This is a genomic window from Paenisporosarcina sp. FSL H8-0542, from assembly GCF_038632915.1.
Classification (GTDB): domain Bacteria; phylum Bacillota; class Bacilli; order Bacillales_A; family Planococcaceae; genus Paenisporosarcina.
The window spans coordinates 922,587-943,339 of the sequence record NZ_CP152050.1 but is presented as its reverse complement, the minus strand read 5'-3'; the positions used below and the strand labels follow the sequence as shown (position 1 = coordinate 943,339).

21 protein-coding genes are annotated in these 20,753 nt (G+C 41.1%); 2 read left to right on the top strand and 19 right to left on the bottom strand.

Going from position 1 to position 20,753, the window contains the following annotated elements; genetic code table 11:
• Nucleotides 1-22: 22 nt before the first annotated feature.
• The 14 genes from MHH33_RS05040 to hprK form a co-directional block, all read right to left on the bottom strand.
• Nucleotides 23-1,549, bottom strand: a complete 1,527-nt coding sequence (locus tag MHH33_RS05040; RefSeq protein WP_016429091.1) for a tetratricopeptide repeat protein — start codon at nt 1,547-1,549, stop codon at nt 23-25.
• Nucleotides 1,550-1,622: 73 nt separating this feature from the next.
• Nucleotides 1,623-2,258 carry a bifunctional phosphoribosyl-AMP cyclohydrolase/phosphoribosyl-ATP diphosphatase HisIE gene (gene hisIE, locus MHH33_RS05035; protein ID WP_342543117.1) on the bottom strand — a complete coding sequence of 212 codons (636 nt, stop codon included), beginning with the start codon at nt 2,256-2,258 and terminating at the stop codon, nt 1,623-1,625.
• Nucleotides 2,255-3,013 carry an imidazole glycerol phosphate synthase subunit HisF gene (hisF, locus tag MHH33_RS05030; protein ID WP_342543116.1) on the bottom strand — a complete coding sequence of 253 codons (759 nt, stop codon included), beginning with the start codon at nt 3,011-3,013 and terminating at the stop codon, nt 2,255-2,257. Before hisF ends, hisIE begins: the two co-directional genes overlap by 4 nt.
• Nucleotides 3,007-3,750, bottom strand: coding sequence for a 1-(5-phosphoribosyl)-5-[(5-phosphoribosylamino)methylideneamino]imidazole-4-carboxamide isomerase (gene hisA / locus MHH33_RS05025; RefSeq protein ID WP_342543115.1), 744 nt, complete (start codon nt 3,748-3,750; stop codon nt 3,007-3,009). Before hisA ends, hisF begins: the two co-directional genes overlap by 7 nt.
• Nucleotides 3,747-4,400: an imidazole glycerol phosphate synthase subunit HisH gene (hisH, locus tag MHH33_RS05020; RefSeq protein ID WP_016429095.1), complete on the bottom strand. Its 654-nt coding sequence runs from the start codon at nt 4,398-4,400 to the stop codon at nt 3,747-3,749. Before hisH ends, hisA begins: the two co-directional genes overlap by 4 nt.
• Nucleotides 4,397-4,987 carry an imidazoleglycerol-phosphate dehydratase HisB gene (gene hisB, locus MHH33_RS05015; protein WP_342543114.1) on the bottom strand — a complete coding sequence of 197 codons (591 nt, stop codon included), beginning with the start codon at nt 4,985-4,987 and terminating at the stop codon, nt 4,397-4,399. The genes hisH and hisB overlap by 4 nt, the downstream gene beginning before the upstream one ends.
• Entirely contained in the window at nt 4,984-6,270 is a 1,287-nt protein-coding gene (gene hisD, locus MHH33_RS05010) for a histidinol dehydrogenase (RefSeq protein WP_342543113.1), read from the bottom strand. Before hisD ends, hisB begins: the two co-directional genes overlap by 4 nt.
• A 12-nt stretch (nt 6,271-6,282) precedes the next feature.
• Nucleotides 6,283-6,906 carry an ATP phosphoribosyltransferase gene (hisG, locus tag MHH33_RS05005; protein ID WP_342543112.1) on the bottom strand — a complete coding sequence of 208 codons (624 nt, stop codon included), beginning with the start codon at nt 6,904-6,906 and terminating at the stop codon, nt 6,283-6,285.
• Complete coding sequence (locus MHH33_RS05000; protein ID WP_342543111.1) at nt 6,899-8,083, bottom strand: ATP phosphoribosyltransferase regulatory subunit; 1,185 nt, start codon at nt 8,081-8,083, stop codon at nt 6,899-6,901. The genes hisG and MHH33_RS05000 overlap by 8 nt, the downstream gene beginning before the upstream one ends.
• 153 nt (nt 8,084-8,236) lie before the next feature.
• Entirely contained in the window at nt 8,237-8,746 is a 510-nt protein-coding gene (locus tag MHH33_RS04995; protein ID WP_016429100.1) for an acyltransferase, read from the bottom strand.
• On the bottom strand, nt 8,743-9,399 hold the full coding sequence (ppaX, locus tag MHH33_RS04990; protein ID WP_342543110.1) for a pyrophosphatase PpaX: 657 nt from the start codon (nt 9,397-9,399) through the stop codon (nt 8,743-8,745). The genes MHH33_RS04995 and ppaX overlap by 4 nt, the downstream gene beginning before the upstream one ends.
• Nucleotides 9,396-10,334: a nucleoside recognition domain-containing protein gene (locus MHH33_RS04985; RefSeq protein WP_342543109.1), complete on the bottom strand. Its 939-nt coding sequence runs from the start codon at nt 10,332-10,334 to the stop codon at nt 9,396-9,398. Before MHH33_RS04985 ends, ppaX begins: the two co-directional genes overlap by 4 nt.
• Before the next feature lie 17 nt (nt 10,335-10,351).
• Entirely contained in the window at nt 10,352-11,164 is an 813-nt protein-coding gene (gene lgt, locus MHH33_RS04980) for a prolipoprotein diacylglyceryl transferase (protein ID WP_342543108.1), read from the bottom strand.
• A 27-nt stretch (nt 11,165-11,191) separates the two neighbouring features.
• The gene (gene hprK, locus MHH33_RS04975; protein ID WP_016429104.1) at nt 11,192-12,127 is read right to left on the bottom strand and encodes an HPr(Ser) kinase/phosphatase; all 936 of its coding nucleotides are present in this window, start codon (nt 12,125-12,127) and stop codon (nt 11,192-11,194) included.
• A 247-nt stretch (nt 12,128-12,374) separates the two neighbouring features.
• On the opposite strand from hprK, the gene MHH33_RS04970 reads away from it, so the two are divergent.
• Nucleotides 12,375-12,917, top strand: a complete 543-nt coding sequence (locus MHH33_RS04970; RefSeq protein ID WP_342543107.1) for an N-acetylmuramoyl-L-alanine amidase — start codon at nt 12,375-12,377, stop codon at nt 12,915-12,917.
• 55 nt (nt 12,918-12,972) lie between these two features.
• Here the strand turns inward: MHH33_RS04970 and MHH33_RS04965 are convergent, their stop codons facing one another.
• The 4 genes from MHH33_RS04965 to MHH33_RS04950 form a co-directional block, all read right to left on the bottom strand.
• Nucleotides 12,973-14,133, bottom strand: coding sequence for a DUF4097 family beta strand repeat-containing protein (locus MHH33_RS04965; protein WP_342543106.1), 1,161 nt, complete (start codon nt 14,131-14,133; stop codon nt 12,973-12,975).
• A gap of 78 nt (nt 14,134-14,211) precedes the next feature.
• Nucleotides 14,212-17,112, bottom strand: a complete 2,901-nt coding sequence (gene uvrA, locus MHH33_RS04960; protein ID WP_016429107.1) for an excinuclease ABC subunit UvrA — start codon at nt 17,110-17,112, stop codon at nt 14,212-14,214.
• A gap of 6 nt (nt 17,113-17,118) precedes the next feature.
• Complete coding sequence (gene uvrB / locus MHH33_RS04955) at nt 17,119-19,101, bottom strand: excinuclease ABC subunit UvrB (RefSeq protein WP_016429108.1); 1,983 nt, start codon at nt 19,099-19,101, stop codon at nt 17,119-17,121.
• 208 nt (nt 19,102-19,309) lie between these two features.
• Nucleotides 19,310-19,549 carry an IDEAL domain-containing protein gene (locus MHH33_RS04950; protein ID WP_016429109.1) on the bottom strand — a complete coding sequence of 80 codons (240 nt, stop codon included), beginning with the start codon at nt 19,547-19,549 and terminating at the stop codon, nt 19,310-19,312.
• 184 nt (nt 19,550-19,733) lie between these two features.
• Here MHH33_RS04950 and MHH33_RS04945 point away from each other — a divergent pair, with 184 nt between their 5' ends.
• Nucleotides 19,734-20,282, top strand: coding sequence for a competence protein ComK (locus tag MHH33_RS04945; protein WP_016429110.1), 549 nt, complete (start codon nt 19,734-19,736; stop codon nt 20,280-20,282).
• A 70-nt stretch (nt 20,283-20,352) separates the two neighbouring features.
• On the opposite strand, the gene MHH33_RS04940 is transcribed toward MHH33_RS04945, so the two are convergent.
• Nucleotides 20,353-20,718 carry a hypothetical protein gene (locus MHH33_RS04940; protein ID WP_342543105.1) on the bottom strand — a complete coding sequence of 122 codons (366 nt, stop codon included), beginning with the start codon at nt 20,716-20,718 and terminating at the stop codon, nt 20,353-20,355.
• Nucleotides 20,719-20,753 lie beyond the last annotated feature (35 nt).

Here is a 20,753-nt window from a genome sequence, read left to right as displayed (position 1 = left end):
GCAAGTCATTCAACTTTTTTGCTTAAGTATCAAAAAGCGGTAAAAATTGAATAAGTTCATTTACATATTTTGTGATGGTTGGTGTGGTAATCTCATAGCGTTCCGCTAGTGCTTTTTTTGTAATGCCTTGTGAACGTGATGATTGGAACATATAATCCGCAGCGGCCGCTAAAGCCTTAGGATTTTTAAAGGCATAGCCTTTATCAATACCACGCTCAATTAACACAAACCACATTTGAAAGAGGAATGATCCGTCAATTGTTAACGGGTGATTTTTCCGGTACAGCACTTCTGTTGCTTCGACCGCTCTTAAAAAAGAACGTTCAGCAAGTCGACTAGTTTCAAATTCGTGCCCAAGGGCATGGGCCAACAACCATTTTTCCATCGTAGAGTACGTTTCTACATTTACCCATTCAGGATGAGCGATAATTTCTTGTTTATGTGCAGTCTTACCCAACAAAAACAAACCGAACATTCGCTCACTGCGATACGCATTTTCAAGCTTTTCTACAATAAAATCACGATTGTGCTCCATGCCATCTAAAGATTCGCCTTCTTTTTGGCCAGCCCAAGGTTCCAGTCCGTGTTTTTCGGGATCAATTTGAATCAGTTGTTTCCAGTATTGACGAGCTTCTTTTTCATGTCCCGAAAAGTATGCGGAATGTGACAACCAGAAATAAAAGCCAGGGTCGCCCTCGTATCCGCGTTTTTGAAGTGAACGTAACCATTTATACGCATCTTCATATTTACCAACCAAAGCAAAAGTTGCACCCAGCTTGTAGCGGTGTTCCAGCATATACGGTTGGATTTTCCCAAGTAAATTCAAAAGATAAGAGAGTTCCTGCTCATTTTTTTCGTAATAATGAACGACTGCCAAATTACACAATGCATGCAAATTCCCTGTGTTTTCTTCCAACACTTTATGTAATAAAGCTTTTGCTTGATCGACTTCGCCGATATAAAAATAAGCAAGCGCCAAATTGTTGAATGCAGCCCAGAAATCCGGATTTTCTTCAATCAAATTCTCCAAAACTTCAATTGCCTTCTCAAAGTTTCCTTGTTCCATCATCCGTCTTGCTTTTTCTTGAATGACTAAAATTTCGCTTCCGATATTATCATCTTCAAATAACGGCCAGTCTTCTTGTTCCGAGAAATCAATGATCTCCATCGCTTCCTCAGCGTAAGCTCCCGTCATATCCAATTCAATATACTGTTTGGCGTACTTATGGGCATCCGAAAGAAAACCGAGATGAGCATTGACTTCGGCCAAGAAGAAAACAATTTCACTTTCATTTGGATCAAGACTGTACGCACTTTGCAATAATTCAAGGGCATGGTCGTATTTTTCCACTTCCATTTCCACAATTGCGTATTGCATTAATATAAGCGGATCATCAGGACTCAGTTCCGCTGCACGTCTCAAATATTTATGCGCTTTTTCAAAATGCTCACGATTCAGAGCTACTAACGCTTTTTGATAATAATATTCGCCTGTAGGAATAAACGAGACGATGTTTTCATTCGCGAGTTGTTTGTGTTTTTTCTCCAATTAATGCCTCCGAAAAAATAAAAAGGAACACAACAGGTCCCTTTTCAGTATCTCTCTATTATAGCACATTGGCTTATGATTTACTCTCATGTCGTTTCTGTAAAACTTCCAACACATCATACAAATTCACTTTTTGTTCTTGAAGCAAGACTAATAAGTGATAGATCAAGTCAGCCGCTTCCCATTGCAATTCTTCGGCATCACGGTTTTTTGCGGCAATTACGACTTCTGTCGCTTCTTCGCCGATTTTCTTGCCGATTTTGTCCACGCCTTTTTCAAATAAGTAGGTCGTATAGGCACCTTCTGGCATAGATTTTTCACGTTGTTGAATGACTTGTACCAAATCTGCCAAAATCCCGAAACTGCCGACAGTTTGTCCTGGAGAGAGGATGTCTTTATGAAAACAAGTGGCTTCACCCGTATGACAAGCAGGGCCTTTTGGCAACACTTCCACCACTAATGCATCTTCATCACAGTCTGTTCGGATGGCTACTACTTGTTGCTTGTTACCACTCGTTGTACCTTTATGCCATAGTTCTTGTCTCGAACGACTGAAGAACCATGTTTCTTTCGTTTCAATTGTTTTTTCCATTGATTGACGATTCATATAAGCGACCGTCAACACTTCTTTTGTTTGTGCATGTTGAACAACAACCGGTATCAGTCCTTGCTCATCAAATTTAATGGTTTCCATTACGTTTTTTGTCATCTGACTGACACTCCCTTCTCTCGCAGTACACTTTTCACTTCTGCTACACTTGTCTCTTTATAATGAAAAATGGAAGCCGCCAATGCCGCATCTACATCCACTTCATTGAATACATCATAAAAGTGTTGGGCATTTCCTGCTCCACCACTTGCGATAACCGGAACATTGACAGCCTCCCGAACCGCTTTCGTTAACGCCAAATCAAAACCACTTTTTTCACCATCTTTGTTCATGGACGTCAGGAGAATTTCTCCTGCACCTAATCGAGTGGCTTCTTGTGCCCATTTAACTGCTGTCCATTGTGTAAGCCGTCGACCACCATGCGTATAGACCATCCACGTCCCGTCATCTTCTGACCATTTTGCATCAATAGCGACGACAATGCATTGTGAACCGAAATAAGCCGCACCTTCAGCAATCAATTCGGGACGTTCAAGTGCAGATGTATTGACTGATACTTTATCTGCACCTGCCCGCAGCATGTTTTTCATATCATCCAGTGTTCGGATTCCGCCTCCAACGGTAAAAGGAATAGCCAGTTCAACGGCAGTTTGACGTACGACATCAATCATCGTCTCTTTTCCTTCATGCGAAGCCGATATATCTAGAAATACTAACTCATCTGCCCCTTGCTCATCATAAAATTTTGCAAGTTCGACCGGATCTCCTGCATCTCGTAATGAAACAAATTGAACCCCTTTTACAACTCGTCCTTCTTTGACATCCAAACATGGAATAATTCGTTTTGTTAACATGAAGCCACCTCACGTAATGCTTCCGGTAACGTGAAGCGATTTTCATAAAGTGCTTTACCAATAATCACGCCACCAATTTTTGAACCTGCGGCTGCTTTTGCAACTTTCTTTACGTCTGAAAGTGAACTAATGCCCCCAGAAACAATCACTTCTGCTCCCGTAGCTTCGGCAAGAAGTTCATTCGCAAGAATATTAGGTCCACTTAATGTTCCGTCCGTTGCTATATCCGTAAAAATAAAGGTTTTCGCACCATGAGTTGCAAAATATTGCCCTACTTCAATCGCGGATTTTGAGGAAGTTTCCAACCATCCATGTGTAGCAACCATGCCATCTTTTGCATCAAGGCCTATAACTATTTTCTCTGCACCGAACTTTTGGATTATCGAGACCGCTAGCTCTGGTTGCTGAATAGCCAAGCTTCCGATGATGACTCTTGCCACACCATTATCCAGATAATATTTCACATCTTCTTCAGTGCGTATTCCTCCGCCAATTTGCACATTCACACCAAGCTCAGTAGCCGCACGGATTACATCCTTATCATGAATTCGTTTCCCATCTTTCGCGCCATCCAAATCTACCATGTGAATCCACTTTGCTCCTTGGCATGCAAACGTTTTTGCCATTTCAATAGGAGATTCCGCATAAACCGTCTCTTGATTATAATCACCTTTAAATAAGCGCACACATTTGCCTCCACGCATATCAATCGCAGGGAATAATTCAATCACTGTCATCTTTGTTCACTCCTTTCTTTTACTTGACCGACCCATTTTTTCAACAAGTACTTTCCGAACGGTCCAGACTTTTCAGGGTGAAACTGCATACCAGTGATTGAGTCTTTCTGGACAAGTCCAGGAACAAACTGACCTGCATATGTACTGCTTGCCAGTACTTCTTTTTGCATTGTATTTTGTGCCAAATAGGAATGGACAAAGTAGACATGAGTTGAATCTTCTTTATCGAGACCCTTCAGCCAATCTGGTTGATGTGTAAAAGATAATGGATTCCATCCCATATGAGGAATTCTGATACGTTTTTGCTCTGTATCCAGTTGTTCAAATTTCTGAATATGACCCGTTAATATACCTAAACCTTCCGTCCATCCATTTTCTGTACTATCTTCATATAGAAGCTGCATGCCCAGACATATGCCAAGTAACGGTTTGTTGGTGTTCTCGATTTGTTTAATATATTGATCTAAGCCAGACTCACGCAGACGACTCATGGCATCTGGAAATGCCCCCACACCTGGTAAAACATAACCATCCATTTGATTTAAGATGTTTGTATCTGCCGTTATGGAAACTTCACAACCTAGTCGGAGCAGCGCTTGTTCAACACTATACAAATTGCCCATGCCGTAATCGATTACACCAATTTTCATGTTAATAATCCTTTCGTGGATGGCACTCCTTTGACACGCGGATCAATGGATACCGCTTCATCGAGCGCTCTTGCCAAAGCTTTGAATATGGCTTCAATCATGTGGTGTGTATTGTGGCCATAATGAAGGATTACATGAACATTCATCCGTGCTTCGAGAGTGAATTTCCATAAAAATTCATGGACAAGTTCCGTATCGAAATTCCCTACTTTTTCTTTAGGGAATGTCGCTCTGAATTCAAGGTGAGGACGGTTTGAACAATCCACAATCACTTGCGCCAGTGCATCATCCATCGGCACAAATGCATTACCGTATCGACGTATCCCTTTTTTGTCACCTAACGCTTCTTTGACAACTTGCCCGAGTACAATCCCGATATCTTCAGTTGTATGATGATCATCAATATGTGTATCACCAGACGCTTGAATGGTCGCATTAAAGAATCCATGTTTCACAAATAAATCAAGCATATGATCCATAAAAGGGACGCCAGTATCAATCGTGGCCAGTCCTTCTCCATCCAGTTGCATCGTAACTTTCACTTTTGTTTCGTTCGTTTTTCTATTAATCGTTGCTTCGCGTGTCATGATTGATTCATCCCCTTTTTCCAGCCTCTTGATTCTACAGCTCTTGCATGGGCTTCTAACCCTTCCATTCTAGCCAGTCTTGCTATTTTGTCTGCATGTTGTTGCCATGTTTCTTCTGTGTAAAAAATGATGCTTGTTTTTTTGATAAAATCATCCACCGATAATGGACTGGAGAACCGAGCAGTGCTGTTTGTCGGCAAAACATGATTGGTCCCTGCAAAGTAGTCACCAATTGGTTCCGAACTGTATCGACCGATAAAAATCGCACCTGCATGTCTCACTTGTTGTGCAACTTCATGAGGATTGATTGTCATGATTTCCAAATGCTCCGGTGCCAATTTATTTACAGCTTTAATAATATCCAGCATTGTTTCTGCAACATAAATTTTCCCGAACTTTTCAACAGCTGCCCGTGCAATCTTCTCACGCGGGAGCGTTCGCAATTGTTTCTCCACTTCTATTGCAACTTCCTGAGCAAATACATTGCTCGTCGTCAGTAAAATCGGACAAGCCATCGGATCATGTTCAGCTTGCGATAATAAATCGGCGGCAATTTCGTCCGCATATGCAGTATCATCTGCGATGATGGCAATTTCACTCGGTCCTGCAATCATATCAATAGCCACTTCACCAAATACTTCCCGTTTGGCCAATGCAACAAACACATTACCTGGACCTGTTATTTTATCTACAGGTGCAATGGATTCGGTACCATATGCAAGAGCAGCGATTGCCTGAGCTCCACCCATTTTATAAATTTCTTCAATTCCTAAAATCGAAGCCGCAACCAATACTGCGTCTGGTAGTGCTCCTTTATCGTTTGGAGGTGACACAATGACAATTCGTTCAACACCAGCCACTTGTGCCGGAATGACATTCATTAATACCGATGACGGATAAGCAGCGGAACCACCTGGCACGTACAAACCAACTGCATCCAATGGACTTACTCGTTGTCCAATAAATGAGCCATTTTTGACGTCAACTTCATAAGATGACCGTTTTTGCATTTCATGAAAAAGGCGGATATTTTTTGCCGCTTCTTCCAAATCATTTTTAAGTTCTTCATCAAAATTGGCGAGTGCGTGTTGAATTTCATCCATCGAAACACTAAATTCACTTAGTTTAATTCCGTCCCATTTCTCGCTATAGTCCGCGACTGCTTGGTCACCGCGTTTTTTGACATCGGACAATACCATTTTCACGGTGTTCAATTGCTCCTCATTGCCCATTTCCAAAGGTCGTTTTAATGATATATCTTTCGTTAAAGAAACGATTTGCATATAATATCCTCCTTACTCCATTGAATCTTTCAGTCGCTTCACCATATCGCGGATGCGTTCGCTTTTTAGGCGGTAACTGACGGGATTAGCAATTAACCTCGATGTCACATCCACAATGCGTTCGTATTCAACAAGTCCATTTTCTTTCAATGTCCGGCCAGAAGATACGATATCCACAATTCGATCGGCCAGCCCAATCATGGGTGCCAGTTCGATTGAACCATTTAATCCAATAATTTCAACTTGCTCCCCTTTTTCTTTGTAAAAAGCCGAAGCAATTTCAGGATATTTAGTTGCCACACGAGGCGCAATCTCATTCATGACTGTATTCGGCAAGCCTGCAGTTGCGATATAGCATTCGCTGATTTTTAAATCCAGCAACTCATGAACAATTCGTTTTTGTTCAAGTAATACATCTTTACCCGCTATTCCTATATCTGCAACCCCATGTTCCACATAAACAGGTACATCCATCGGTTTCGCAAGAATAAATCGAATCTTTTCACCAGGAGCTTCAACAATGAGTTTCCGTGATTCTTCAAAGTCATCCGGCAACTGAAAACCCGCTTTTTGAAGTAACACATAAGCTTCTTCAAAAATTCGTCCTTTCGGCATCGCAATTGTCAGTTCACTCATTTTTTCCATCTCCTTCTGTTAACCACAATACTTCTGTAAAGTTATCCTGATAAGCCTGTCTGTCCTCTACACCATTAACATATTGAATAGTTGTCCGAATCCCTTGCTGTCTAAATTTATTCGCCTCATTGACTGCATCCATATAATTAGCTTCATCAAAAAATATTAACGTATGTGGCTTACGTGTTGTCGATGTAGTCATCACTTCAAGCAATCTGTCTACTCTCAATCCAAAACCTGTTGCACCAACATCACAATTGAATTCCTGCAACAAACCGTCATAGCGACCTCCATTGCCTATCGGAAAGCCTGATCCACTCGCAAAAACTTCAAATAACATCCCAGTGTAATAACTCATTTCACTAGTAAGTGTCAGATCGTATGTGACCAGATTTGAAAGACCTGTATTTTCTAGTAATACGGACAAGTCACTAAGATACATAAACATGTTCACTTGCTGAATATTTGATTGGTCGATAAAAGGATGTAATGATTGAATGGATTGCACATTGGAAGCATGTCCAATAAATTCAATAAAGCGTTCTTCTTCTACTTTCGATAATCCATACGATTGTACAGCCTCTTCAAATCCAACCATGTTCTTTTCCACAAGTAATTTACGCAGTTCTTTAACTTGTTCTTTGGATTCGGTAAATTGCGTCAAAATTGATTGCAATAACCCAGCATGTCCGACCGTTAAATGATATTCACCAATTCCAAGTTCCTGTACAAAATCCGATGCGGTTATAATCATTTCTGCATCTGCGAAAACCGAAGAATCTCCTATTAACTCCACGCCCATTTGCTCGAATTCAGCGGGCCTTCCGCCTTCATTTTCCTGTGCACGGAAGACGTTCGCAAAGTATGCTAGACGCAATGGTATTTGTTCCTTCAATAGCTTAGATGTTGCCACACGAACAATTGGTGTCGTCATATCTGGTCTTAAGACAAGTGTCTCACCTTGGCGATCGACTAATTTAAACAATGATGAATCTGAAATTGCCGAGGCTTTCCCCACGGTTTCGTAATATTCAACAGTAGGTGTTTTGATAAAATCAAAGCCGTGATTTCGGAAAAACTTTCTGCCGACATCCCGTACATTTTCCTTTTTTTCATTTATTAACGGAAATGAGTCTCTCATCCCTAGCGGTTTCTCAAATTTTCGAATTGGCGTCATTCTTTCATCACTTCCCAAAATAAGGATATTTTACTTTAGCACACTAGCATGCTACTACAATGAAATAAAATATATTTTAACGTAACTAATAGAGTGCGTCAATACAAAAGACCTCATGAAGCATTGGAATTCTCTTCATGAGGTCTTTTCTGGTTATATAAGGCGACGTGTCGCCATTTCTTCAGCAGTGTAAATGATTTTCATGGGATTCCCCCCGACAAAACTGCCTTCTGGTACATCTTTATGCACAAGAGTAGCAGCGGAAACGATCGCACCATCACCAATAGTAACTCCAGGTAAAATGGTAGAATTCGCTCCTATAAGAACACGATTCCCAATAATGACGTCTCCAATACGATATTCGTCAATTAAGTACTCATGAGCTAAAAGCGTCGTATTGTACCCGACGATTGTATTCTCTCCAATTGTAATTCTCTCCGGAAACATGACATCAGGCATAACCATCAAGGCAAATGAAGTTTGCTCTCCAACTTTCATATGTAAAAAGTGTCGGTAGAGGAAATTTTTCAGTGGTAATGAAGGGCTGTATCTGCCCAGTTGAATAACGATAAAATTTTTCATCACCTTCCAAAAAGGCACCGTTCGGTAAATATGCCACAACGAGTTTGCCCCTTCTACGGGATAACGTTCCGTCCTTCTCATGAAGATGTTCCGTCCACGATTTCAAGCAAATCCGTTATATGCTGCAACATATATGTTGGGTTAAAAGTAGCTAAATATGCTTCGCCTTTAGCAGTCCATGCAACACCAGCTGTTCTTACACCTGCGTTTTGACCACCCTCGATATCATGGGAGTTGTCCCCGATCATTATTGCCTCTTCTTTCGTTGCATTCAAACGCTCAAGTGCCAAAAGAATGGGTTCAGGGTCTGGTTTTGGAGTAACCACGTCGTCGAGTGCAATCACAACATCGAAGATGTCCTCAATCCCCATTAATGTTAATCCCTTCTGAATCATACCTTGCCTTTTCGTTGATACAATCGCCATCTTAAGGCCTCGAGCTTTTAATATACGGAGAGTATCAGTAACACCATCAAATTCGACAGCCATTTGATCGTGCATTTCAATATTCCATGCGCGGTATTCTTTAATTAGCTCTTCTGTCAATGTTTCATCAATCGAATCAAAGGTCTGTTTTAAGGACGGTCCTATAAATTGCAGCGCGTCTTCTTTAGTAAATCTTCCGGGATATCTTTTACCCAAAACACTTAAAAACGTTTGAATGATGAGCTCATTCGTATCCAGCAATGTACCATCAAAATCGAAAAGAAGCGTTGTTATTGGTTGAGATTTCATGATGTAAGTACTTCCTTTCTTTTCGTTTGCTCAGCTCTTTTCCAAATTGATGCGACCACAATCGTCAATATAAAAGCGATGCCGAGCCTTAGTAAAAATAATGGCCAAATCGGTATTCCAAGAGGAATAAAGATAAGCGTATCTTCTACAACTGCGTGACAGGCGACTAAAAAGATAAAGACCAGCGTTGCATCTTTCTTGCTGACCCCGTCCTCTTGTACTGCCTGAATCATTACGCCTGCACCAAATGCCAACCCGATAACCAATCCAGATACCAGTGTCATCGAAGCATTTGGTTTAATTCCGAGCAACTTTGTAAAAGGTGCTATTTTTTGTGAAAACTTCTGCAAATACTGTTTGTCTTTCAAATATTGAATGACAACCATTAATGGAATAACGACCAGGGCGAGTTGCAGTACCCCATAACTTGCTTTTTGCAGTCCGAGTAAGATGATTTCAAGCCACCCTTCAGGCATGGTAGCCATTTTTGGTGCCATCCCATATTGAGCGACTTGCGAACCACCAGACCACACCAGGTTTATGACGATTGCCGATATAGCTGCAAGACCAAATCTTACGAGTAAAACTACCCACAATTTTACGCCAACCTTTAATGCCACTCCCGTTTCAATAAAAATATTATGAGAGAATGACAACATGACTGCCAGAATAAAGACTTCTTTCACAGTCAATTCGAGTGAAAGTATTCCGGCAATCCCTGCATACAAATTGAGCACGTTTCCTAATACTAGCGGAATCGCTGCATCGCCATGCAATCCGAATAAACCCATGATGGGAGAAACGAAGTCAATAATCCACGGAAGAACTGGCGTGTACTGCAAAATAACCAGCAACAGTGTAATTGGAAATATGATTTTGCTAAGCGTCCAGGTTGTTTTAAGACCCGCCAGCAGTCCATTTTTTATTGTAGTCATGTATGATACTTCCTTATTTATGCGTCTTTATAACGCACAGGATCTTTAATGGTCATACGACGGTAAACAACAATCAATAGTGCAACAACAACTGTAATAAGAGACACTACCTGTGCCGTGCGAAGTTCCCCGAGTAAGTACAGACTGTCAGTCCGCAATCCTTCAATAAAGAAACGTCCCACAGAATACCAGATAAGATAAAACAAGAACATTTCTCCGCGTAGTAAATTAACTCTACGCAATAATATTAAGATAACAACACCCATGAAATTCCATATAGATTCATATAAGAAAGTGGGATGGTAATACGTCCCATCAATTCGCATTTGTTCGATAATCCAGTCTGGTAAAAACATATTCTCTAAGAAAGCACGTGATACAGGTCCTCCGTGGGCTTCCTGATTCATAAAGTTACCCCAACGTCCTATTGTCTGACCGATTAGGATACTTGGTGCCACTACGTCCGCCAGTTTCAAAAATGAGACTTTGCGTTTTTTCGTAAACACATAAGCGGTAACGAATGAAGCAATCAATGCTCCATGTATGGCAAGTCCTCCCTCCCAAACTTGAAGGATATCACCGGGATTTTCGGAGTAATACTCCCATTTAAATATTACGTAATAAAGACGCGCCCCAAGAATTGCCAATGGGACAGCCCATATCAATAAATCCGTTAAGAATTCTTCGTGAAAACCTCGTTTCAGCATTTCACGCTGTGCTACTAGAAATGCCAAAACAATTCCAAAAGCGATAATGACGCCGTACCATCGTACATCAATCGGTCCAAGAGAAATCGCGATTGGATCAAATGCTCCAAGTAAAAAATTCATGTTATACCCCTTCCATACTTCCTGCTTTTAATATGTAGCGTCTTCATTTTGACTAATGACATCGTTCAGACGATTGGAAAATTCCTCTGCTGCATTGACTCCCATACGTTTCAAACGATAGTTCATCGCTGCCACTTCAATAATAACTGCTAAGTTCCGACCAGGTCGAACGGGAATCGTCAGTCTCGTCAGATCCGTATCAATAATTTTCATTTTTTCTTCCTCGAGCCCGAGACGGTCATACGTTTTCTGTGCATCCCAAATCTCTAAATCAATTACTAGAGATATCCGTTTGAAGCTGCGTATTGCACTTGCACCGAACAAAGTCATGATATCAATAATGCCCAGTCCACGGATTTCTAGTAAATGCTCAATCAGTTTTGGTGGATTCCCTACAAGTGTATTTTCGGCTTCTTGTCTGATTTCCACACAATCGTCAGCAACGAGGCGATGACCTCTTTTGACAAGTTCTAGAGCGGTCTCACTTTTACCGACCCCACTCTTCCCTGTAATCAAAACGCCTACCCCATAAATATCAACGAGTACGCCGTGTACTGCAGTGGTAGGTGCGAGTTTGCTTTCCAAAAAGTTTGTCAGCAAACTGGAGAACCTCGTAGTTGCCATTTTTGCAGTCAATACCGGTACGTGCTCTTCATTCGAAGCAATCTTCAGTTCTTCCGGTACGGTCATACCATGTGAAACAATAATAGCTGGTGTATCAGGTGAGCATAACTTTTTCATGCGATCTATTCGTTCGTGAGGCAGCAACATATCATAAAATGACAGTTCTGTCGTGCCGAGTAGTTGGACACGGTTTGCTGGGTAGTGTGTAAAATAACCGGCCATTTCTAACCCTGGTCTTGAGATATCGCTGATGGCAATATGCCTGCCGATGCCTTCCTGGCCACTGACTAGTTTTAAATCGAACATTTCCATTACATCTTTTGTTGTCACTTGTACCAAAATATCACCTGCTTTCTTCGAAATGCGAATTATCCGTCATGTCCTTTATTTTAGCATGCACTTTGAGAAAAGCGCAAAGTGCCGTTTTGCTGTACATCTGCGCTGGAAGGTTAGGGATGGCAATTTGAGCTAGACAAGCATTTTGATAGTACAACATTAATTTCATTGTACTAAATTGAAGGTAATCTCTATCGAAATTATCTCTCTTCTTTCATTTTTCCTATGTAAGTATTAGGAGGGATGAAGAATGAAGAAGATAATCATCGATGCTGGACATGGTCCAGAAACTTCAGGTAAACGATCGCCTGATGGAGCCTTACGGGAATTCACTTTTAATGTAGCCACGGCTATACATGTCAAGAAACTCTTAACTGCTGAAGGATTTACCGTACTATTTTCGCATAATAATTCTTGCGATGTTGCACTTTCAGAACGCATATCTCTAGCGAACAAACTGAAAGTTTCAGCATTTATATCGATTCATGCGAATGCTTTCGGCAATGATTGGAACCAAGCTCAAGGCATTGAAACGTATACTTGTTTGAACCCAAGCGAAACTTCAACTCGGATGGCTACTTTTGTGCAGCAAGCTTTGATCATGCGCACAGATAGAAAAAATCGAGGTGTTAAAAAAGGAGACTTAGCCGTGCTGAGGGAAACGACGATGCCTGCCATATTAGTGGAATGTGGATTTATGACAAATAAAAAAGAAGCAGACTTGTTAAAAAGTCTAGGATATCAACAGCAATGTGCACAAGCCATCGTTTTCGGTATACTGTGTTCATTATAATAAGGAATAAAAAAATCCCCAAATCGATTGTACTTTCGATTTGGGGATTTTCTAGTTATTCAGCTGTTGTATAGCGTACGACAATCGAGCCTGTTTTTGCTTCCCCTTTAATATATAGAGGAGCTGCTGTTGAATCTGTGAGTTCTTTTGTAAAACGGATATTTTTTTGCAAGAAATGCTCTTGCTCATTTAAACGTGTCACATCCGGCAATGATACGTCCATTTTCCCGAAATTCGAAGCCACTTCTCCTTGCAAGGCAACCGTGGAAGGGACATAAATTTCTACTGTACCAGCCACTGCACGTCCCTCAACTTTACGTGCTTCGGGATTTTTCGTGGTGACAACGACATGACCATTCACAGATTGTGCTTCAATATCTTTTAAATGGCCATCAATGTAAATACGACCATTTATGGTTTCTGCATCAACCTTGTTTCCAATGGCATCTTTAATATTAATGGCGCCATTGGCAGTCTGGATTTCGCCATCCTCCAATTGAACATTTTTCAATTCAATTTTGCCATTAGCGGTTTTGACTTTAAAGCGTCCCACTTCTAGATGTTTGCTGATGAAGGCTCCATTGAACAATCGAACCGATATGGAATCATACATTTGTTTTGGAACATACAAGACGACATTGACAGAAGTTGTTTTCATATCGCTGATAATGCGCAATCTTTGTTGATCCACGACAAATACAAATTTTTCAAAGAAATCTTTCTTCCCATCCTCTTCATTGGGAGCACGATACACTTTCACATGGCATTCCGCTCGTACTTGACCGTCTTGTGAAGGATAAATTTCGAACTTCCCATTGGCAATGTCGACAGAGACTTCTTTGAAATCTGCCAACTCTTTTGTAAAGGTGTGATGAAATTCGTTCGGTTCACCGAAAGGCATATCGAAATCGAATGATTTCATTTTACCGACAGCCGTTTGCATAAATTGCATGAAACGGTCGCTGAATTGCGAAAAATCTCTTTTAATATCTTCCATAAAATCTTCTGCTTGAGAGGATGTGGTTTTCTTGTTGTGTGTTTCAGAATTTGTATGAGTGGAATGGTTATGCACATCAGACGTTCCCGGTCCAGCGTATGCCGGCACACTAGGTTTAGCCTTATCATTTCCAAGAGCCTCTAGTAATACCAACGCTTCTTGAGCAGAAATCGTTCCTTTTTCAACTAGATCTAAAATGCGTTTACGTTCTTCTTGCATATAGTTGGCCTCCTTCAAAGCCGCTTTGCGCGGAACTTTGTTCTTCCCTTATACATACGGTTCATCCACAAAAAGGTTTCATTTAGCTGAAACTGTCTCTTTTTTCGCCTTCTTTTTTGTGGAAGCTTTTGCGATTTGATCTTCCATGCGCTGACGGTCACGTTCTAGCACAGGTTTTAAATAGCGACCTGTATATGACTTTTTGACATTGGCAATTTCTTCAGGGGTACCCACTGCTAAAATGGTGCCGCCTTTATCGCCACCTTCTGGCCCTAAATCAATCAAGTAATCGGAAGTTTTAATAACGTCTAAGTTATGTTCGATTACTAAAACGGTATCGCCGCTTTCAACCAATCGCTGCAAGACAACAAGCAAACGGGCAATGTCATGTGCATGAAGTCCTGTTGTCGGTTCATCTAAAATATAGAACGATTTTCCGTTTGAGCGTTTATGCAATTCCGAAGCCAACTTAACCCGTTGTGCTTCACCACCTGATAACGTCGTAGCTGGCTGGCCCAACTCCATATAGCCTAGGCCAACATCGACAATTGTTTGAAGTTTACGGCTGATTTTCGGGATATTTTCAAAGAATTTCAGACCGTCTTCCACTGTCATTTTCAATACATCTGCAATATTTTTGTCTTTGTATTTCACTTCCAGTGTTTCACGGTTGTATCGTTTCCCATGGCAAATCTCACATGGTACATAGACATCCGGCAAGAAATGCATTTCAATCTTGATGATACCGTCACCACGACAAGCTTCACAACGTCCACCTTTAACGTTAAAACTGAATCGACCTTTTTTGTAGCCACGCACTTTCGCTTCGTTCGTTGACGCATACACATCACGAATATCATCAAATACACCCGTGTAGGTAGCTGGATTTGATCTTGGTGTTCGGCCAATTGGAGACTGGTCAATATCAATGACTTTTTCCAATTGTTCGATACCTGTTACTTCTATGTGCTGTCCAGGTTTCGATTTTGCTCGATTTAGCTTTTGAGCGAGAGCTTTATGCAAAATTTCATTTATCAACGTACTTTTCCCTGAACCTGACACACCTGTAACCGAAGTGAAAACACCCAGCGGAATATCCACGGTAACATTTTTCAAATTGTTTTCTGTCGCTCCCTTGATCGTTATCAAACGACCGTCCGGTTTACGACGTTCTGTAGGCAGCGGAATGAATTTCTTCCCGCTTAAATATTGACCGGTAATGGACTTCGTGTTTTTCATGACCTGCGCCGGTGTTCCGGAAGCGACAATTTCTCCACCATGTACTCCTGCTCCAGGACCCACGTCAATTAAATAATCTGCAGCCATCATCGTGTCTTCATCATGTTCAACCACAATTAACGTGTTACCGATATCTCGCATATTTTTAAGCGTTGAAATCAAGCGATCATTATCTCGTTGATGCAAGCCGATTGAAGGTTCATCCAAAATGTAAAGTACGCCCGATAAACGCGAACCAATTTGAGTCGCTAAACGGATACGTTGTGCTTCCCCACCCGACAATGTTCCAGCAGCCCGACTCAACGTTAGATAATCCAGTCCCACATTAATAAGGAACCCAAGTCGTTCATCGATTTCACGTAAAATGAGTCGTGCAATTTGCATATCTTTTTCGGATAACTCGAGTGATTTGAAAAATGCATCAGCTTCCTGAATGGAGAAAGACGTCACTTGTCCGACATGTAGTGAAGCTACTTTTACTGCCAATGTTTCAGGTTTCAGACGATAGCCTTCACATGTTGGGCAATCTTGTTGGGCCATATATTTTTCCATTTGCTCGCGAATATAATCCGACGACGTTTCTTTATAACGGCGTTCGATATTTTTTAATACGCCTTCAAAATAAATCTCATTGCTCCGAACTTGTCCAAAATCATTTTCATAACGGAATGTAATTTTATCCTTGCCAGAGCCATGAAGAATTTTATCCATTTGTTCTTTCGGCAGTTTTTTCACGGGTTTTTTCATATCGATTTTGTAATGTTTACATACTGCCGCCAAAAGTTGTGGATAGTATTGAGAACTGGTCGGTTCCCACGGTACAATCGCTCCTTCATTCAACGATTTTGACCAATCGGGAATCACAAGTTCAGGATCCACTTCAAGCTTCGTACCTAGACCATCACATTCCGGACAGGCACCAAATGGACTGTTGAATGAAAACATGCGTGGTTCTAGTTCCCCAATTGAAAATCCACAAATTGGACATGCATGATGTTCACTGAACAGTAATACTTCATGTTCCATTACATCAATCAAGACACGACCATCCGCCAGTCTTAACGCGGACTCCAATGAATCTGCCAGTCGTGCTGCAACATCATCCTTCATCACGACACGGTCAATAACAATTTCAATGTCATGCTTTTTATTTTTGTCTAAATTAATGTCGTCATCCAGATCCATTAAATCACCGTTTACACGCACTCGTACATAGCCTTGCTTCTTCACATCTTCCAGCATTTTTGCATGAGTACCTTTACGACCGGAAACAATCGGCGCTAAAATTTGCATCCGCGTACGTTCTGGGAATTCCATCAAACGGTCAACCATTTGCTCAATGGTCTGTGATGTAATTTCAGTCCCGTGATTTGGACAGATCGGTTTCCCGACACGTGCAAATAACAGTCGTAAATAATCATAAATTTCCGTTACTGTCCCCACAGTGGAACGAGGATTGCGGCTTGTTGTTTTTTGGTCAATGGAAATGGCAGGTGACAAGCCTTCAATGGCATCTACGTCCGGTTTATCCATTTGACCTAAAAACTGTCGTGCATAGGCAGACAATGACTCGACATAACGTCGTTGTCCTTCTGCATAAATCGTATCGAAAGCAAGTGAAGATTTACCCGATCCCGATAAGCCTGTCATGACAACAAGCTTGTCTCGTGGAATTGTTAAATCTACGTTTTTCAAATTATGTGCACGTGCACCTTGTATACGAATTTCCTGGTTTTTCAAATCGGTTCATCCTTCCGCTTTCAGTTCCAAAATCGTGTCACGCAGTTCAGCTGCACGTTCGAAATCGAGTGCTTTCGCTGCGTCTTTCATTTCTTTTTCCAAAGTCAGCAATAATGTCGCTTTCTCGTCTTTGGTCAATTTTTTGCCTTTTGTTACTTTTTCCATATATGTCGATGTTTCTTCTGCATTATGAGAAGCACGAATGACATCGCGAATTTTCTTCTGAATTGTTTGCGGGGTAATGCCATGTTTTTCGTTATACTCTATTTGGATATCGCGGCGTCGCTGCGTTTCACCAATTGCTTTGGTCATTGAATCCGTCATGCGATCCGCATACATGATGACATGTCCATTGGCATTACGTGCTGCCCGTCCAATTGTTTGAATAAGTGAACGCTCGGAACGTAAAAACCCTTCTTTGTCCGCATCCAAAATCGTCACTAGCGAAACTTCCGGAATATCAAGTCCTTCTCTGAGCAAGTTGATGCCAATCAATACATCATACGTACCCATGCGAAGTTCTCTAATAATTTCAATTCGCTCAAGTGTTTTAATTTCCGAGTGCAAATAATTAACTTTAATGCCGATTTCTTTTAAATAATCGGTTAAATCCTCTGACATTTTTTTCGTTAATGTGGTCACAAGAACACGTTCATTACGCTCGGCCCGTTGACGGATTTCATCAATCAAATCATCAATCTGACCTTCAATTGGACGGACATCGATTGTAGGGTCTAACAAGCCTGTCGGTCTAATGATTTGCTCAACCATGTCAGGTGTGTGTTCCAATTCATAAGGTCCTGGAGTCGCTGAAACGAATATGGCTTGCCCCATATGACCTTCAAATTCCTGGAATGTCAATGGTCTATTATCCATGGCTGATGGTAACCGGAACCCATGATCCACCAACACTTTCTTACGAGCCTGGTCCCCGTTGAACATCCCCCTTACTTGAGGCAATGTTACGTGGCTTTCATCCACGACCATCAGGAAATCGTCTGGAAAATAATCAAGTAATGTATATGGGGTGGCCCCAGATTCGCGCAGTGTTAAATGACGTGAATAGTTTTCGATACCTGAACAAAAGCCCATCTCGCGCATCATTTCCAAGTCGTAGCGGGTACGTTGTTCCAGACGCTGCGCTTCTAGTAATTTGTCTGCGCCACGTAGAACTTTCAGTTGCTGTTCTAATTCAATTTCAATATTTTCTATCGCTTTCAGCAATTTTTCTTCACGGGTAACGAAGTGGGAGTTCGGGAATATCGCTACATGTTCACGGTCTCCGATAATTTCACCTGTTAAGGCATCCACTTCACGTATCCGGTCGATTTCATCCCCGAAAAACTCAACACGAATGCACCGTTCATCACGGGAAGCCGGGAAAATTTCAACGACATCTCCTCGCACACGGAACTTCCCGCGGACGAAATTCATATCGTTTCGTTCATATTGAATATCGACCAATCGACGGAGTAATTGATTGCGTTCGATTTCCATTCCCGTACGTAGGGACAACACCATTTCCCGATATTCTTCGGGATTTCCGAGTCCATATATACATGAAACGGATGCAACAATTAATACATCCTCTCGTTCAAATAAAGCCGACGTTGCGGAGTGGCGCAATTTATCAATCTCTTCATTAATACTTGAATCTTTTTCGATATACGTATCCGTTTGTGGAACATAAGCCTCCGGTTGATAGTAATCGTAGAAACTAACAAAATACTCCACCGCATTATTCGGGAAGAATTCTTTGAACTCACTGTACAGTTGTCCTGCAAGTGTTTTATTGTGAGCCATGACTAATGTCGGCTTTTTGATTTCCGTCACTACATTCGACACGGTAAATGTTTTACCTGTTCCTGTTGCACCAAGTAACGTCTGGTATTTCCGACCTTCTTCAATTCCTTTTACCAATTCGCGAATCGCCTGCGGTTGGTCTCCATCGGGTTTGTAAGGAGCCTGCAAATCAAAATTCTGTACCATAATTTCCTCCTTGTTTATAAAGCGGAAAGCGCTACTTTTGTTAAGGTTAGCGGGGTTCGGCCATTTTTATTGAATGTTCATATTTTATCATATTCCCCAATGGAACACGAATAAAAAGCGAACGTATGTTTTTCTGCTAAAAAAACAAAATCCGCTCTTCGCGAAGAGCGGATAATTCACAAGTCTATAGGAACTAATCATCTAATCATTACACACTTTCTTGTTGCAACAGACGTAATTCGCTTGTATATGCCACAAACGATTCTTTATCTTTCAGATCGAGCGCTCCGTCAATCAAGGTCAGCAAGCGTTCTTTCCGTTGCTCGCGATGCACATGGTTCAAGAACAAATCCATGTAGATATCGTTCAACAGTTTCTCCGCTTCACTAACGGTCTGATTTCGCCCCATCGCTTTCAGAAAATCAGCATATGAATAATACTTATCCATTGCAATCACCTCGGATGCCTTTTTTCTATTATAAATAAAAAACCCAGGAAGTTGCAAATGTTTTTTCTGAATATTACGTATGATTTATTTTTTCTTAATATTTGTACTAATTAGTCAAAAGTATTGCAAAATTCCCAATTTTCTCTATAATAGGGTTTGTAGTCTAAAATAGGGATGTGAATAGATGGATAAAAAAATCTCCGCTGCCTCGAATTACATCGTGTCATTCAACACCATTGCTCTCGTACCGTTCTGGAATGAGAATAATCTTTACACTCGTGTCATTGAAAACCATATTGAATTTATCGTTAGAATGAAGCCTGGGGCCATTATAAAAAAATCACTTATTTTTTATGGAAACTCTTATAAACATGCTACGTTTTTCTCTCGTGAATCCATTGGCCCTTTGCATAAAGTCCCTCTCATCATTTCACATGATTTTGGAGTTCCATTAATCATGATGCCGACCCTATCTGCCGAATCAGACGGAAATATATGGGTATCCTTTTCTGCTATCGATAGCTATTCAATTAATTCCCACAACCAATGTTTAGTGCATTTCACTAATTCGCAGATTCTACCGGTGAATGTTTCGTACACAACGATGTGCAGACAATTTGTGCTTTCCCATTTCCTGACGAATCAATTTCAAAAAACACGCGATCAAATGAACCATCCTTTTTCTCAGTCAAAGCTTACATATTTACCAACCCAAACAAATCCTATCAGATAATACATACCCTTAAGCCCTTTCTCTGTGAAAGGGCTTATTATTTTGATTTTCACTCAATTTCCCCACTCACTCAATTAGCCTGTTTTGCAATTGACAGATACACACTCAGCAGCTCCTCGACTCGATTTCTCAAGCGCACGTTCAAATAGCGGCGATGCTCTTCGTATCCACTGTGAAAAAAAACATATTCGGTAAAGGTGTCATCGTGATTGCCTCGAATGACTTTCATATTGTGTTGGCGCAAATAGATTTTGGTGTCTTTCAATTCACGCTGCGCTTCCTTCACTGCTTGATCGATCATGGCCACATAAGGTCTCTTCAACTTGAATGGGCCTTTTTCAACGATTTCCCGGTCGCGCTCCAAAATGGTCAATACCATGGGGAGATAAATCATTTTTTCAAAATAGGGTAAACTATCGGCGGGAATGAGCGGCATGTTTTCGCCTCCTTAAAGAACGTTTGTTCGTATTT

Coding starts and splice junctions, on each gene's coding strand:
- hisIE (WP_342543117.1), bottom strand. CDS start 2,258: ATGACAAAAAACGTAATGGAAACCATTAAATTTGATGAGCAAGGACTG.
- hisF (WP_342543116.1), bottom strand. CDS start 3,013: ATGTTAACAAAACGAATTATTCCATGTTTGGATGTCAAAGAAGGACGA.
- hisA (WP_342543115.1), bottom strand. CDS start 3,750: ATGACAGTGATTGAATTATTCCCTGCGATTGATATGCGTGGAGGCAAA.
- hisH (WP_016429095.1), bottom strand. CDS start 4,400: ATGAAAATTGGTGTAATCGATTACGGCATGGGCAATTTGTATAGTGTT.
- hisB (WP_342543114.1), bottom strand. CDS start 4,987: ATGACACGCGAAGCAACGATTAATAGAAAAACGAACGAAACAAAAGTG.
- hisD (WP_342543113.1), bottom strand. CDS start 6,270: ATGCAAATCGTTTCTTTAACGAAAGATATATCATTAAAACGACCTTTG.
- hisG (WP_342543112.1), bottom strand. CDS start 6,906: ATGAGTGAACTGACAATTGCGATGCCGAAAGGACGAATTTTTGAAGAA.
- MHH33_RS05000 (WP_342543111.1), bottom strand. CDS start 8,083: ATGACGCCAATTCGAAAATTTGAGAAACCGCTAGGGATGAGAGACTCA.
- MHH33_RS04995 (WP_016429100.1), bottom strand. CDS start 8,746: ATGAGAAGGACGGAACGTTATCCCGTAGAAGGGGCAAACTCGTTGTGG.
- ppaX (WP_342543110.1), bottom strand. CDS start 9,399: ATGAAATCTCAACCAATAACAACGCTTCTTTTCGATTTTGATGGTACA.
- MHH33_RS04985 (WP_342543109.1), bottom strand. CDS start 10,334: ATGACTACAATAAAAAATGGACTGCTGGCGGGTCTTAAAACAACCTGG.
- lgt (WP_342543108.1), bottom strand. CDS start 11,164: ATGAATTTTTTACTTGGAGCATTTGATCCAATCGCGATTTCTCTTGGA.
- MHH33_RS04970 (WP_342543107.1), top strand. CDS start 12,375: ATGAAGAAGATAATCATCGATGCTGGACATGGTCCAGAAACTTCAGGT.
- MHH33_RS04965 (WP_342543106.1), bottom strand. CDS start 14,133: ATGCAAGAAGAACGTAAACGCATTTTAGATCTAGTTGAAAAAGGAACG.
- uvrB (WP_016429108.1), bottom strand. CDS start 19,101: ATGGTACAGAATTTTGATTTGCAGGCTCCTTACAAACCCGATGGAGAC.
- MHH33_RS04950 (WP_016429109.1), bottom strand. CDS start 19,549: ATGGATAAGTATTATTCATATGCTGATTTTCTGAAAGCGATGGGGCGA.
- MHH33_RS04945 (WP_016429110.1), top strand. CDS start 19,734: ATGGATAAAAAAATCTCCGCTGCCTCGAATTACATCGTGTCATTCAAC.
- MHH33_RS04940 (WP_342543105.1), bottom strand. CDS start 20,718: ATGCCGCTCATTCCCGCCGATAGTTTACCCTATTTTGAAAAAATGATT.